Below are 13,832 nucleotides of genomic sequence, written 5' to 3' on the forward strand. Positions count from 1 at the left end.
CCGATGGTAGTGTGGGGTTTCCCCATGTGAGAGTAGGTCATCGTCAAGATTAAATTCCGAAACCCCAATTGCGAAAGCAGTTGGGGTTTTGTTTTAGTAGAAGTTCCTGTTTTTGCTGGCTTGTTACCGTGTTGACGGGCCAGATAAAGAATTTCTTGACGACCATAGAACATTGGAACCACCTGATCCCATCCCGAACTCAGAAGTGAAACGATGTATCGCCGATGGTAGTGTGGGGTTTCCCCATGTGAGAGTAGGTCATCGTCAAGATTGAATTCCGAAACCCCTGTCTGCTAACGCAGACAGGGGTTTTGTCATTAAAACGTGTACGAAAGATCATGCCGTTCTGCGAGTCTTGCTGTTGCGTCTTGCCTGCCACTTGCGCCACCAGATATAAACCCCCGTCCCTGACAACCCCGCAATCAACACACCCAGTACCGCGATCATTACCTGCCCTGTTACCCCGATGATCCGTCCCCCATGTATGGGCAACTGGAGTCGATAGAACTGCTCTCCGAGCGTGCCCTGTCCCGCGATCTCCTGTCCCAATAATCGGCCATCGGTACCGTGAAAGAACAACCAGGATTTACCGTGAGCGTCCGTATCGTGCTGTCCAAATCCTGCGCCGTAGAAGTTGTACTCAAAGCTGTAATACAACTCGCCGATCGCGGCCGTCAGTCCTAATCGTTCCCCTTCCTGCAATGCCCTTTCGTACGCCTGTTGATAACTCAACTGTGTCGTCCCCAGTTGATTGGCGGGCATTCGTCCTCTGGCTTCATAAACGCTCGGCTCGATGGGCGAAAACAACGAAACCGCAGGCTTGAACACCTGGCTCGGCAAGTTCATCGCCACGCTGCTGACGGCGATCGGTAACAGCAGCAGCCACAACCACAATCCTCCGGCGCGATGCAGATCGAAGTTCAAGCGGTAGGCATGCCCGCCTTTGACCTTCCACGCAGTTGCCCACTTCTTCCAGAAGGGCTTGCCGCGCGGCAAGGTCAGGAACAATGCGACAAAGCAGTCGATCACCCACGCGATCGCCACCCCACCCATCAACAGCAATCCCCAGTTACCGGGCAATGTCAGGTTGTAATGAAACTCCAGAATGAACGGGATGAAGTTCTCTCGTTGAAAACAGCATTCACCCCAGTAGCGCGCGCCTTTTTGCTCCGCGCTGATCGGGTCCAGATAGAACACCTGATTGCGCTCATCGAACGGCTGGCCCGTCGCCGGATCTTTACGCGGAACGGCCGCCAGCAGCGCCGTATGCCCCGCCTCCTGCGGATACTCCATGTACCAGACTTGCAGTTTCGGATGCGCTGTCTGCACTGCATCTACCAACGCGCCCGGCGACAAGCGCTCACCCACTGACGTCGCCTCGTAGAACTGCGGATTCAGCCACTCGTCCAGTTCGTGATTGAACGCCAGCACACTGCCGGTCAGCCCGGCCAATAATAAAAACGTCGCAGTGGCCAAGCCAATGTACCGATGCAACAAAACCAGAAACGCACGCATACAAAACACCCCGAAGAAACGACAAAGCCAGCCCCTGATATCAGGGGCTGGCTTTTTTATGCACAGAACAATGCTTTAGAACTGATAGCTGACGGTCGCCGCTACGTTGCGTTCTTCGCCCATGTAGCAGAAGTTGAGGCTGGCGCAGGACGCGACATAGGATTCATTGGTCAGGTTGTTCGCGTTGAGCCGTACATCCACACCCTTCAAGCCGACCTTGCCCAGGTCATAACCAATCGAGGCATCGAACAGCGTGTAAGACGGCACCTTCATCGTGTTCTCCGCATCGGCCCAGCTGTAGCCGACATAGCGCACCCCACCACCCAGGCGCAGCCCATCAAGTGCGGCGCTGTCGAACTTGTAGTCAGCCCACAGCGAGGCCATGTGGCGCGGCGCTTGAGTTGGCGAGTTGCCCTTGTTCTCGATGACATCGGTCGGCGTGCTCAAGGTGCTGATCATCGATTTGGAATATTCGATATCAGTGAAGGTGTAACTGCCGAGCACTTTCAAGTTATCGGTCAGTTGCATATGCGCTTCCAGCTCCAGACCTTGCGAGCGCACGGCGCCGACCGCGCGATAGAAGTTTTCCTGCGGCAGTTTGGTCGCGAGGTTTTCCTGGTCGATGCGGAACAGCGAGGCGGTGAACAGGTTATCGGTGCCCGGCGGCTGATACTTCAAACCGACTTCCCACTGTGTGCCATCGGTAGGGGCGAGTGGATTACCGGCGCTGTCGGCATAGGAGTTCGGGTTAAACGACTCGGAGTAGCTGATGTATGGCGCCAGACCGTTATCGAACAGGTATAACGCGCCGGCGCGGCCAGTGAGTTTCGTGCGCCGATCATTGATTTCTGTACCAACCGGACGCCCCGCTTCGGCGATGCGGTTTTCATCGGATGTCTCGACCCAGTCCTGACGCAGGCCCAGCGAGAAGCGCCACTTGTCCATCTCGATCAGGTCTTGCAGGTACACACCGGTCTGTTCGAGGCGACGCAGATAGCTGGTGTCGCCGTACATTTCGATCGCCGAGTTGCCGTATACCGGATTGAACGCATTGATCGGCGCCAGCCCACCACTGGTCCAGTCGACCACGGTTTTGCGCCGTTGATAATCCGCGCCCATCAGGACTGTGTGCTTGGTCGCGCCGGTGAAGAATTCGGCCTGCAGCATGTTGTCGACGATAAACGCATGCAGGCGCTCATCACCGCCGGTGTAATAACGGTTCAGTTCATTGCTGGTCGGAGTGGTCCAGCCATAGGCGTAGACCTGATCCATGTTCACTTTGGAATCGAGATAACGGAAATTCTGCCGCGCCGTGAAGACATCGTTGAAGCGATGTTCGAACTGATAGCCAAACGACTGCTGGTCACGGGAGTAGCCATCGATCCCCGGCTCGCCCTCGAAGAAGCGCGGTGAGATGCGCTCGCCATTGCGCTGATGGACTGTGCCGTCCGCCGGAACGCCGCCGTGATAGCCGCCGTCCGGATCGTGCTGCAGATAGGCTTGCAGAGTCAGCGAGGTGTCTTCGCTGAAATCGACGCTCAGCGTCGGCGCAAGGGCGAAGCGTTTTTCCTTGTTATGGTCGAATTGCGTGTCGGACTGATCGCTTAGTCCGGTCAGACGATAGGCAATGCGCTTGTCGTCATCGACCGGACCGCTGAAGTCAAAACCAACCCCACGCTGGCCTTGCGTCCCCACTGTCGCCTGCACCTGATGGTAGGCCTCATACAACGGCTTTTTGCTGGTCAGCGCGACCAGACCGCCGGGCGAGCTACGGCCGTACAGCACGGACGACGGGCCTTTGAGAATGTCCACACGCTCAAGGAAATACGGATCGACCTGCATGGTGCTGTAGGTGCCGCTGTCGCCCATCGACTTGAGGCCGTCGAGGTAGATGTTGTCCACCGAGCCGTCGTTGAAACCGCGCATCGCCACGTAGTCGTAACGGTGCGTAGCGCCATACGGGTTGGTCAGCACGCCCGGGGCGTAGCGCATCGCTTGCGAGACGGTCTGCGAGCCTTGGTCATCCATTTGCTCGCGCGTGACCACCGATACGCTTTGCGAGGTTTCCAGCAATGCGGTACTGGTCTTGGTGGCGATCTGGCTGTGCGTGGCGTTGTAGCCGGCCATGCTGCCCAGCGCGTTGCCGAGGGCAAAACCTTTGATATCAGTGGTCGGCAAGGCCAGAGCTTCGCTTTCAGCGAGTGGGCGCAGAATGTAGCTGCTGCCGTCCTGGCTGACGGCTTCCAACCCTGAGCTGCCGAGCAAATGGCTCAAGGCCTGGTCGGTCGAATATTCACCCTGCACGCCGGGTGATTGCTGACCTTGAGTCTGTTGCGGTGTCATCGCCAGGGTGATACCGGCCTGCCGGGCAAACTGATTCAACGCCTCGCCCAATGGCCCGGCAGCAATGTTGTAGCGGTGGCTGATCTCGGTGCCGGTGTTGGCGGCCAGACTCAGGCTCGGTAACACGCTGACGCCCAGCGCGGTGGTCAGCAGTGCCGCCCGAACCGCATGGCGCAGCAGTGTCGATTCTGCAGTGAAATTCAGAGGGTTCTTACAAGTGGCGCGGACAGTCATTGTGGATTTCCGTAGGCAGTCGCGGGGGCTGAGTTGAAGTGCTTACTGACTAAGCCGGACTGCCTGCGAAAACCCGCCAAAAAATGTTCAGACCGCACGCTCCAGAGTCACCCACCAGCGGGTGCGATAACGCAATTGCACCGGCAGCGTCTGCGGCAGGACCGCCAGCAGCCTGTCGGTGTCCTCCAGACGGAACACCCCAGAGAGGCGCAAGTCTGCGATATCCGCCGCGCAACTCAGAAACCCCGGGCGATAACGGGCGACTTCAGCAAGAAAATCACCCAGGCGCATATTGCGCGTGACGATCAAACCGTCGAGCCAGGCGCCCGCATCCATATCCGGCGTCGGCGCTGCGCGCAAACCGCTTTGGTCGACCAGAAAACTTTGCCCGGCGAGCGCTTCGAGGGAATGACCGCCAGCGCGAACCAACACTCGGCCGCGGGTAACGCTGAGCCGCGTGCACTGATCGTCCTGACGCAAAATGAAACGCGCGTCGAACGGTTCATAACTCCCGTGGCGATTCTGTACGCGCAGCGGTCGATCGGATCCCGCGCCTTCGTCAGAGCCGCCGCAGGTAACGATGATCTCGCCACGGGTCAGTTTGATCAGGCGCTGCTGCGCGGTGTAATCCAGGTCCACGGCGCTGGCCGTGTTGAGTTCGATCCGCGTGCCGTCGGGCAACTGGAAACCGCGCCGTTCGCCGGTCGCCGTCGCGTAGTCGGCGCTCCATTGCTGCCAAGGGGCGCTGTCCTTGGCCAGCCACGCGGCGGAGCCCATCAACAGCGCGCCCGACAACAACTTCAAGGCCTGGCGTCGGCCCAGCCCCTGCGCACTGTTTTCCAAGGTATTGAAAGCGACCTGCGCACCCGGCACGGCGCGCAGACTGGAGCTCAATTCGGCTTGCAGCGACTGTACCCGCTGCCAGGCGATTTCATGTTCGTGATGCTCGGCGCGCCACTGCTCGCATTGGCGAGTCAGCCGCGAATTGCCGTGGTTGTTGCGCAGCCGCAGTAGCCAGTGAATCGCTTGCTTGACCACCTGTTGGCGCGGTTCGACGCGGCGAGCGAGTGAGAGGTTATCCACAGGCATCAGCTTTCATACCGCAACACATAGCAGTGATATAGCGCGTCGGCGACGTAGCGTTCCACTGAACGTACCGACACGCCCAACTGCTCGGCGATCTGTTTGTGAGTCAAACCTTCGCACTGCGCCAGGAGAAACGCCTGACGCACTTTCGGCTTCAACCCCTCAAGCATGCGCGCAATGCTTTCCAGCAGTTCCAGCACCAACGCGCGCGATTCGGCGTCAGGTACTTCGCCTTCAGGCAAATGAGCAATGGTTTCCAGATAGGCCCGCTCGATTTCCTCGCGACGCCAATGATCGATCACCAGGCCGCGCGCGATGGTCCGCAGGAAAGCGCGAGGCGCTTTGAGTTCGAGGCGTTCAGTACGTTGCAGCAGGCGCAGGAAAGTGTCCTGAGCCAGATCCGCCGCATCCGCTGCGTTGCCCAGCCGCGCGCGCAACCAGGCATTGAGCCAGCCGTGATGACTACCGTAAAGCGCCTGTACGACCAACTCAGGTGAAGACATGACACGCCAGCCCGAACGTCACAAATGATAATTAGTCGCATTGTCATCAAGGGTTACAGATTTTGCAACTGTCGTCCCTATGGCGGTTGTGAAAAATTCCCTCGCAGCCGCTCTGGCACGCCGTTCGGCGGGAATCCTGTCCTAAAACCGTCCATTTCTCACGCGGCCCTAAGATTTCTCCGCCGTTGGCCGACAGACTGGTGAGAAATGCGTGCACCAAAGTAGAGCGGCCAGAAGAACGCTGCCTGCGCTGTACATGGAATGTTGCAACCGGAACGCATCCCCACTTTTGGCATAAGAAGTCCCATGAAATGAATCTCAAGTTCAGCCATAAAATCCTCCTGGCCGCTTCGGGCGTCGTCGTCCTGGCGTTCGCGTTGTTCACGCTCTACAACGATTACTTGCAGCGAAACACCATTCGCCAGAATCTGCAGTCCTCTGTGCAGCAGGCCGGTGACCTCACCGCCAGCAGCGTGCAGAACTGGATGAGCGGACGGATTCTGGTGCTGGAAAACCTCGCGCAGAACGTTGCCCATCAAGGCAGGAATGCCGACTTGCCGGGCCTTGTCGATCAACCGGCCTTCACTTCGAACTTCCAGTTCACTTACGTCGGCCAGGCCAACGGTGTCTTCACCCAGCGCCCCGATGCGAAGATGCCGGACGGTTACGATCCGCGTCAGCGGCCTTGGTACAAGCAGGCCGTGGCCGCCGACAAAACCATGCTGACGCCGCCGTACATGGCGGCAGTCGGCGGCTTGGTGGTGACCATCGCCATGCCGGTGAAGAAGGACGGCGAACTGCTCGGTGTGGTCGGCGGTGACCTGAGCCTGGAAACCCTGGTCAAGATCATCAACTCGGTGGACTTCGGTGGCCTCGGCCATGCGTTTCTGGTCAGTGCTGACGGTCAGGTGATCGTCAGCCCGGACAAAGACCAAGTGATGAAAAACCTCAAGGACATCTACCCGAACACCAGCGTGCGCATCGAGAAGGGCAACCAGAACGTCGTGCTCAACGGTCAGGAGCGCATTCTTTCGTTCACCCCGGTCAGCGATCTGCCGAATGCGCAGTGGTACATCGGTCTGTCGATCGATCGCGACAAGGCCTATGCCGCCCTCAGCCAATTCCGCACCTCAGCGCTGATCGCGATGTTTGTCGCGGTCGCGGCGATTGCGTTGCTGTTGAGCCTGTTGATCAATGTGTTGATGCGTCCGCTGACCACTATGGGCCGCGCGATGAAAGACATTGCCCAGGGCGAGGGCGATCTGACCCGGCGTCTGGTGGTCGAGAGCAAAGACGAGTTCGGTGAACTGGGCAGCGCGTTCAACCAGTTCGTCGAGCGCATTCACGCTTCGATTTCCGAAGTGTCGTCGGCGACTCGTCACGTTCACGACTTGTCGCAACGGGTGATGGCGTCGTCCAACGCTTCGATCGTCGGTTCCGACGAGCAAAGTGCGCGCACCAACAGCGTGGCGGCGGCGATCAATCAGCTGGGCGCCGCTACTCAGGAGATCGCGCGCAACGCGGCGGATGCTTCGCAGCACGCCAGTGGCGCCAGCGAGCAAGCTGACGACGGTCGTCAGGTGGTCGAGCAAACCATTCAGGCGATGACCGAGCTGTCGCAGAAAATCAGCCTGTCGTGCACACAGATCGAAACCCTGAACGCCAGCACCGACAACATTGGCCACATTCTCGATGTGATCAAAGGCATCTCGCAGCAGACCAACCTGCTGGCGCTCAATGCTGCCATCGAAGCCGCACGTGCCGGTGAAGCCGGGCGCGGTTTTGCCGTGGTCGCCGATGAGGTGCGCAACCTTGCGCATCGCACCCAGGAATCGGCGGAAGAGATCCACAAGATGATCACCTCGCTGCAGGTCGGCTCGCGTGAGGCGGTCAGCACCATGAACGCCAGCCAGGCGTCAAGCGAGCAGAGCGTGGAAGTGGCGAATCAGGCCGGTCTGCGTCTGGTCAGCGTGACTCAGCGTATCGGCGAAATCGACGGTATGAACCAGTCGGTGGCAGCTGCGACTGAAGAGCAGACTGCGGTGGTGGAAACTCTCAACGTCGACGTCAACCAGATAAACCTGTTGAACCAGCAGAGCGTGGCCAACCTCAACGAAACGTTGAAGGATTGTGATGCGTTGTCGCAGCAGGCGAACCGGTTGAAGCAGTTGGTCGACAGCTTCAAGATCTGATTCACAGATCGCAGACCGCGTTATCGTTCTTCGCGAGCAGGCTCGCTCCCACAGGGAAAATGCATTCCAAATGTGGGAGCGAGCCTGCTCGCGAAAGCGGCGGTTCAATCACCGCCAAACCGATGCCTTAAACAAACAACTTCAAGACATTGCCCATCGCATCATCGGCAAACCCCTGCACGAAATCCCTGAATCCCGGCAACGCCTCTTCTCCGCCGGAAGCTGGTTCAGCAATGATCGTCCAGGTCGCTCGCGACTTCCCTTCGCTCAGCGATTCCACCTGCATTGCCGCCCACAGGTTCGCCACCCCCAGGGTGTTGTAAATCGTCGTCCAGGTCATGCGCCGCGCCTGTTCATCGCGCGAGTTGAGTTGTTCGACCACGACGTTGCCGTCCTTGAAGATTTTCTTGCGCAGCGAAGACACGCCCTCGCCGGTCATTTCGGTGTGCGACAGCGCCGGAATGAATCGTTCGAAGCCAGCGAAATCGGCAACGATCGCCCAGACTTTTGCCGCGTCCGCCGGCACTTCCACCGACGACACAACGTGGCAGCCTTGCGGGTTTTTGATCAGGGTGTCGGGTTGCAGATTGCTCATGGTGTTGCTCCTTGTGGATGAGTCAGATGAAGTTGATTTCTTTCAGGTAGTTGCAGCCGCGACGCAGCAGCGCCGGGGATTTCTGCGGGTAGTGCGCGCCCATCTGCTGCACGCCGGCCTCGGCGTTGGCGTGGCCGATCAGCGAGATGTCGCCGATGTCTTCTTCAAAGCCGTTGAGGTAGAAACCGAGCACGCCGAACAGCGCGTTGTCGGCGTCGACCCGACTCAGTTGCTGTTGCCAATCGGCGACGCTGACCAGCGCAAACTCGCTGCCGGTTTCGCGGAACGAAGCGACGTAGGCATCCCAGCTCAGCGGCTCGGGGTTGTGCAGATTGAACACCGCGCGATCCGCTGAATAACGGCTGGCATGGAAGGCGATGAAGCGGGCGAGAAAGTCCACCGGCATCAAGTCGAAATTCAGTGCAAAGGCCGGCACCTGACCGAGCTGGATCGAGCCTTTGAGCATCAACATCAAGCGATTTTTATGTGGCTGGCAGACGCCGCTCAGGCTGTTGAAGCTGATGTTGCCGGGGCGATACAGATTGACCCGTACACCCCGCTCGCGCGCCCGCTCAAGGATGCGTTCGCCGACCCACTTCGACAGGTTGTAGCCGTTGCGAATGTAGATCGGCGGCGTCGCGGCGGCGGGCAGTTCCAGCACCCGACCGGCATCATCCACGGTGCTGGATGCCGACAGGGTCGAGACGAAGTTAAAGACCTTCTTACTGCGCCCCTCGCACAGCTTCAGCAGGGCGAAGATCGGCTCGACGTTGTCCGCCGCCAGGGACTCGTAATCGAGTACGTGGTTGACGTTGGCGGCGTTGTGTACCAGCGCACCGAACTCGCGGTCCAGGCGCTGATAATCCTCATCGCCCAGGCCCAGTTGCGGGCGACTGATATCAGCTGCGTAAACCCGCACACGGCTGAGATCGAGGTGCTCCAGACGGTTTTCGCGCAGTGCCTGAGCGAAGCGTTGCGTCGCCGTTTGCCCGGCGCTATCACGTACCAGACAGGCGACCTCGCTGGCGCCCCAACCGAGCAGCGCTTCGACGATGTGCACGCCGACAAAACTGTTGGCACCGGTGACGATGACCTTGTGCACATCGCCCATGCGGCTGATCGGTAACGGTTCGATATCCAGCTCGCGCTCGGCGTCGGTCATGGCTTGGGCGCTGAGTACCGCGCTGTCGTCGGTGCCGCGCACCAGCGTCGCCAGTTTGCTGATGGTCGGCTGTTCGATGAAGCGATTGATCGAAATGCTTCGGCCGAATTCCTCACGCAAGCGCAGCAACATCCGCGACAGCAGAATCGAATGACCACCGAGATTGAAGAAGCTTTCGTCAGTGGAAATGTCGCTGGTCGGCAGCTCCAGCAATTCGGCCCAGATCTCCAGAAGCAGCGCTTCGTCAGCATTGGCCGGCAGGCATTTCGCAGCGCTGTCCTGCACCGTCACCGGCAATGCAAGCAGCGCGTTGCGATCGACTTTGCCGTTGCTGGCGAACGGCATCTGCGCCAGTTCAGTCCACGCTACCGGTTGCATGTAGTCCGGCAGAAACTGCCGGGCGTGAGCCTTCAATTCGTCGCGGGCAGTCTCGATTTGTGGCTGGGCGATAAACGCCAGAATGCGTCGCTGACTGTCGATGACCACGGCAATCTGCCGATACAAGCGGCTCTCGCGCAGGCAGCGCTCGATCTCTTCCGGCTCGACGCGAAAGCCACGGATTTTCACCTGATTGTCGCGCCGCCCGCACAGCTCGATACCGTGCTCGCCCCACTGGGCCATGTCGCCGCTGCGATAGGCGCGCAGGGTTTCGCCGCCGGGCAGTGACAGGCTCAGATAACGCTCGGCGGTCTGCTGCGGATTGTTCAGGTAACCGAGGCAGACACCGGGGCCGACGATGAACAGCTCACCGACGGTTTGATCGGGCACCGGTTGCAGATCGTCGTCGAGAATCAGCACCCGACTGTTGGCGATCGGCCCTCCCAGCGTGCGGTTGCTGTCGCCCGGTTTGAGCTGGCGCGCGGTGATCAGCACGGTGGCTTCGGTCGGGCCATACAGGTTGTGCAGGGTGCCTTGGCGGGTCAGTTGCTCGATGACGTACGGCTCGCAGACATCACCGCCGGTCATCACCTGCACGCCCTCCAGTTGTTCCAGCGGCAGGATGCTCAACAGCGCTGGCGGCAAGAAGGCGTGGGTCAGTTGCCGCCGGCGAATCAGCGCAATCAGCTGCAAAGGATCGCAGCGCTGGGTGTCGTCGGGCACGACCAGTTCCGCCCCTGCGAGCAGGCTGGGGAAGATGTCGATCAGTGACGAATCGAAGCTCAGCGAAGAGAACTGCAACACCCGGCTTCCGGCGCGCAGCTGCACGTAGTCGGCGTACCACGCGGTGAAGTGGGCGAGATTGGCCTGGCTGAGCAGCACGCCTTTCGGATGCCCGGTGGTGCCCGAGGTATAAAGCGCCATGCACGGCGCTTCGAGCTCGGGCCAGCGCTGCATCAGCGGTCGATCACGAGCGGCGTCCATTGCCCCGATGTCACTGACATCGAGCCCCGCTATCGATTCGCTGAGCGCCTGCTGTCCATCGTGAAGCAACAGCACCGCGCCCGCGTTTTCCAGGATGTATTGCTGGCGCGGCAAAGGATGGCTCGGCTCCAGCGGCAAGTACACCGCGCCGCTGCCGAGAATCGCCAGAATCGAGGCGAACAGTGCCGGGCTTTTGCCTTGGCAGACACCGACCACCCACGGCTGCGGATGTTGCTCGAGCAAGGGCAGCAGGCGCTGTTGAATCGCGCGGCTGTGGGCGTGCAGCTGCTCGTAGCTGATGGTCTTCCCGCCGACATGCAGCGCCGGTCGTTCGGCATGCTCGATCAGGCTCTGTTGCAGGCGCTCGATCAGCGGGATTTGCGCCTGCTCCAGCAGCGCCGGGTTTGCCGTGTCATTGAGACGGTGGACATACGCCAGTTTGTCGAGGAACAGCAGGTCTTCCAGGCGTTCGAAATCCGGCGCGATCAGCGCAGGAGCATGGCGGAAATAATCGGCATCGCGGGAAAAGCGGCTGACCAGCAACGCCACCTCATCGACCACATGGGCAAGCGCTCGTTGGCGTAGCGACTGACCGTTGCCGGACGGCTCATCGCCAATCGGCACACGGCTGATCAGCGACGAGCCGAGAAAGCACAGCAAGTCGAGGGTCGGCAGGCCGCCATGCTCTTGCGCGGCGTTACCCAGGCGCAGGTGCAGATGCGGGATCGCGCAGAAGTCGCCGGCAGCGATAAAGCCATCGTCGATGATCAGATCCACCGCCGTTTGAGCCACGCCGCTGCGGGTCACAGCATGGCCATGCTGTTCGAGCTCCCGGGCCAGATCGGTCATGGCCTGGCTGGCGCCGGTGAGCAAAATGTCGAGACGTTTCATGTCAGCCTCCTCAAACCAGATAGTCGCGCAGCGCGTGCTGCACGCACGGTGTGGCGAGCAGCGAGCTGTTGTGGAAAAACCTGACGATGTTGCCCACCAACGGGTGGTGGCGGTTGATCGGGAAGGCGAATCCAGCGATTTCCTCGCGCAGTGAGCACCGCGTGGTTTCGCTGACCGGCAGCGCATCGATCAGGCGCAAATCGAAGGATTTCTGGATATCATTGGTCAGGTAATGGCCGATGAACACCGGCAGAATCTGAGCGATGGTTTCGCGATCCGCGTCGCTGGCGGTGTGCCAATAGATGCGCACCATCCGCGCCCAGAAACTCGAGTGGCGACCCTCGTCGAGCAAGTGGTCGGCCATCAGGCCCTTGATTGATGGCTTGACCGAATCGTCGCGGGCGAACGCCGCGACATCACCGGTCACGGTGTTTTCGGCGATCGCCACGCAGATCAATTCCACCGCGCTGCGCAGGTGTTCCGGCGCCAGCGCAACAGCGGCGGGAATCGCCCGGCTCAGTTCGATTTCATCGGGCAACGGAATCGGTTCGATACCGGTCAGTGCCACCGTTTGCTGCATGAAATCCATGGCCACCAGCGCGTGGTAATCCTCATCGACCACCACGGTCATCGCGTCGTAACGACAGGCGAACGGGAATGCCACGGCGAAGCGATTCTTGGCAATGCTGCGGGCGGTCTTGTCGACGATTTCAGTCTCGAAAATCACTACGTCGTTTATGAATTTGTACAACGTCTGCACCAGGGCGAAATCACGTTGTTGCGGGCATTCACGCAGGAAGGTTTCGCTGAGCACTAGCGGCTGGCGGCTGAGTGGATAGATCAAGCGCTGATCGTCTTCGAGCAACCGCCGGGGACGGGTGCGGATGGTCGCGCGGCTTTCCCAGGCGTCGGCGAAGGATTGATAGTCGGCAGCGTTCATTGGGCCACCTCGGCAACTTTTGCGCCCATGCTCAAGCGCAGCCCGTCCCACAAGGCGATGCGGCTTTCCACGGCAGCGATGGCGCTGGCGTAAACCTCGGCTGCGCGCTGCGGATCGCCATCGACCAGACGCTCCAGCAACTGTTCGGCGGCGGGGCCATGGTCTTCGGAGTCGACCTCGATATGCCGTTGCAGGTAGTAGCGAAAGGTCGGTGCCTGTTCGATGCCGATGCCCCAGTCATCGAGGATGCGCTGGAACATCGTCGGAATGACGCTCTCGCGACCATGCAGGAACGCGGCAGCGACACTGTGTCCCGGCGCCTCCAGGGCAATGCGCAAGGTATCGCGGACAAACTGCGCCGCCGCCGGGTCGACGTCGACGCTCTGCAACGCGACGTCATAACTCACACCTTCCTGCTGCAATGCGACGAAACGCTCTACCGCCGTGGTGCTCGCGCCGATTTCGCGCATCGCATCCAGGTACAACTCGAAGTGGCTGTAGTGGCCGGCATCGAGGCGATCGTCCGATTCCTCGCCCAGCACGATCTCGTTGATCAACCGAGCGGCGTGGGGATCGCGCGGCGGCAACCAGGGCAAACGCGTGCAGGTCAGTTCCTGTTGCAGGCGCTTGGTCAGCGACATGAAGTCCCATACGGCAAATACATGGGTTTCCATGAAACGGCGTAATACCGATAACGAAGTAATCTCGGAAAAGATCGGGTGAATACTCAGTTCGGCTTTCTTCAGGGCGAGTTGCTGCTTAGTGGGCATCATGATGTCCTTTATCATTGATTGAAGTGCACGGTTCTTTTCAGTCGCTGTAAGCGGTCGAGCAAGTTGGATAGCAAGTTGGTCGGGCAAATATTGATTGCGCTGTGGCGCCGTTGCGGCGCCACGGGTGCTGCGGTTGTTACGTGAGGTATGCCGCGCTGAACGGCGACGTTCAAACCTGGCGAGAGAAAAACTAATACAGGGCAAATGCATTTAACAAGTTTATTTTCAATTATTTT

General features: G+C 59.7%; 9 protein-coding genes, 1 rRNA gene and 1 pseudogene. 3 read left to right on the forward strand and 8 right to left on the reverse strand.

Translation table 11 applies throughout. The features are described 5' to 3' along the window. Positions 1-154 precede the first annotated feature (154 nt). Positions 155-270: ribosomal RNA gene (gene rrf / locus AC0Z5Z_RS21360) — 5S ribosomal RNA — on the forward strand. Positions 271-336: 66 nt separating this feature from the next. Here rrf and AC0Z5Z_RS21365 read toward each other — a convergent pair. The 4 genes from AC0Z5Z_RS21365 to AC0Z5Z_RS21380 all read right to left on the reverse strand — a co-directional run bounded on the left by AC0Z5Z_RS21365 (position 337) and on the right by AC0Z5Z_RS21380 (position 5,681). After that, positions 337-1,515 carry a PepSY-associated TM helix domain-containing protein gene (locus AC0Z5Z_RS21365; protein ID WP_150637819.1) on the reverse strand — a complete coding sequence of 393 codons (1,179 nt, stop codon included), beginning with the start codon at positions 1,513-1,515 and terminating at the stop codon, positions 337-339. A 75-nt stretch (positions 1,516-1,590) separates the two neighbouring features. Further along, positions 1,591-4,092, reverse strand: coding sequence for a TonB-dependent siderophore receptor (locus tag AC0Z5Z_RS21370; protein WP_150637821.1), 2,502 nt, complete (start codon positions 4,090-4,092; stop codon positions 1,591-1,593). A gap of 87 nt (positions 4,093-4,179) precedes the next feature. Then, on the reverse strand, positions 4,180-5,181 hold the full coding sequence (locus tag AC0Z5Z_RS21375; protein WP_375122952.1) for a FecR domain-containing protein: 1,002 nt from the start codon (positions 5,179-5,181) through the stop codon (positions 4,180-4,182). Beyond that, on the reverse strand, positions 5,181-5,681 hold the full coding sequence (locus tag AC0Z5Z_RS21380) for a sigma-70 family RNA polymerase sigma factor (protein WP_041479723.1): 501 nt from the start codon (positions 5,679-5,681) through the stop codon (positions 5,181-5,183). Before AC0Z5Z_RS21380 ends, AC0Z5Z_RS21375 begins: the two co-directional genes overlap by 1 nt. Positions 5,682-5,992: 311 nt before the next feature. Here AC0Z5Z_RS21380 and AC0Z5Z_RS21385 point away from each other — a divergent pair. Together AC0Z5Z_RS21385 and AC0Z5Z_RS21390 are read left to right on the forward strand one after the other, a co-directional pair. Next, a pseudogene (locus tag AC0Z5Z_RS21385) lies at positions 5,993-7,018 on the forward strand (HAMP domain-containing protein); the annotation flags it as partial. Positions 7,019-7,087: 69 nt separating this feature from the next. After that, entirely contained in the window at positions 7,088-7,873 is a 786-nt protein-coding gene (locus tag AC0Z5Z_RS21390) for a methyl-accepting chemotaxis protein (protein WP_370593577.1), read from the forward strand. Between the two features lie 127 nt (positions 7,874-8,000). Here AC0Z5Z_RS21390 and AC0Z5Z_RS21395 read toward each other — a convergent pair whose 3' ends face one another. The 4 genes from AC0Z5Z_RS21395 to AC0Z5Z_RS21410 are packed head-to-tail and all read right to left on the reverse strand — an operon-like array spanning position 8,001 to position 13,596. Further along, a complete protein-coding gene (locus AC0Z5Z_RS21395) occupies positions 8,001-8,468 on the reverse strand; it encodes an SRPBCC family protein (protein WP_485611604.1) in 468 nt (155 codons plus the stop codon). 22 nt (positions 8,469-8,490) lie between these two features. Further along, positions 8,491-11,883, reverse strand: a complete 3,393-nt coding sequence (locus AC0Z5Z_RS21400; RefSeq protein WP_485611605.1) for a non-ribosomal peptide synthetase — start codon at positions 11,881-11,883, stop codon at positions 8,491-8,493. Between the two features lie 10 nt (positions 11,884-11,893). Then, the gene (locus AC0Z5Z_RS21405; RefSeq protein WP_310219486.1) at positions 11,894-12,823 is read right to left on the reverse strand and encodes a diiron oxygenase; all 930 of its coding nucleotides are present in this window, start codon (positions 12,821-12,823) and stop codon (positions 11,894-11,896) included. Further along, positions 12,820-13,596, reverse strand: coding sequence for a DUF3050 domain-containing protein (locus tag AC0Z5Z_RS21410; protein ID WP_348970407.1), 777 nt, complete (start codon positions 13,594-13,596; stop codon positions 12,820-12,822). The genes AC0Z5Z_RS21405 and AC0Z5Z_RS21410 overlap by 4 nt, the downstream gene beginning before the upstream one ends. Positions 13,597-13,832 lie beyond the last annotated feature (236 nt).

It is taken from the genome of Pseudomonas sp. 1L-E-NC-VB-C3, from assembly GCF_057291535.1.

Bases quoted from the DNA above. Each gene is read 5' to 3' on its own strand.
- AC0Z5Z_RS21365 (WP_150637819.1), bottom strand. From the start codon at position 1,515: ATGCGTGCGTTTCTGGTTTTGTTGCATCGGTACATTGGCTTGGCCACT.
- AC0Z5Z_RS21370 (WP_150637821.1), bottom strand. From the start codon at position 4,092: ATGACTGTCCGCGCCACTTGTAAGAACCCTCTGAATTTCACTGCAGAA.
- AC0Z5Z_RS21375 (WP_375122952.1), bottom strand. From the start codon at position 5,181: ATGCCTGTGGATAACCTCTCACTCGCTCGCCGCGTCGAACCGCGCCAA.
- AC0Z5Z_RS21380 (WP_041479723.1), bottom strand. From the start codon at position 5,681: ATGTCTTCACCTGAGTTGGTCGTACAGGCGCTTTACGGTAGTCATCAC.
- AC0Z5Z_RS21390 (WP_370593577.1), top strand. From the start codon at position 7,088: ATGGCGTCGTCCAACGCTTCGATCGTCGGTTCCGACGAGCAAAGTGCG.
- AC0Z5Z_RS21395 (WP_485611604.1), bottom strand. From the start codon at position 8,468: ATGAGCAATCTGCAACCCGACACCCTGATCAAAAACCCGCAAGGCTGC.
- AC0Z5Z_RS21400 (WP_485611605.1), bottom strand. From the start codon at position 11,883: ATGAAACGTCTCGACATTTTGCTCACCGGCGCCAGCCAGGCCATGACC.
- AC0Z5Z_RS21405 (WP_310219486.1), bottom strand. From the start codon at position 12,823: ATGAACGCTGCCGACTATCAATCCTTCGCCGACGCCTGGGAAAGCCGC.
- AC0Z5Z_RS21410 (WP_348970407.1), bottom strand. From the start codon at position 13,596: ATGATGCCCACTAAGCAGCAACTCGCCCTGAAGAAAGCCGAACTGAGT.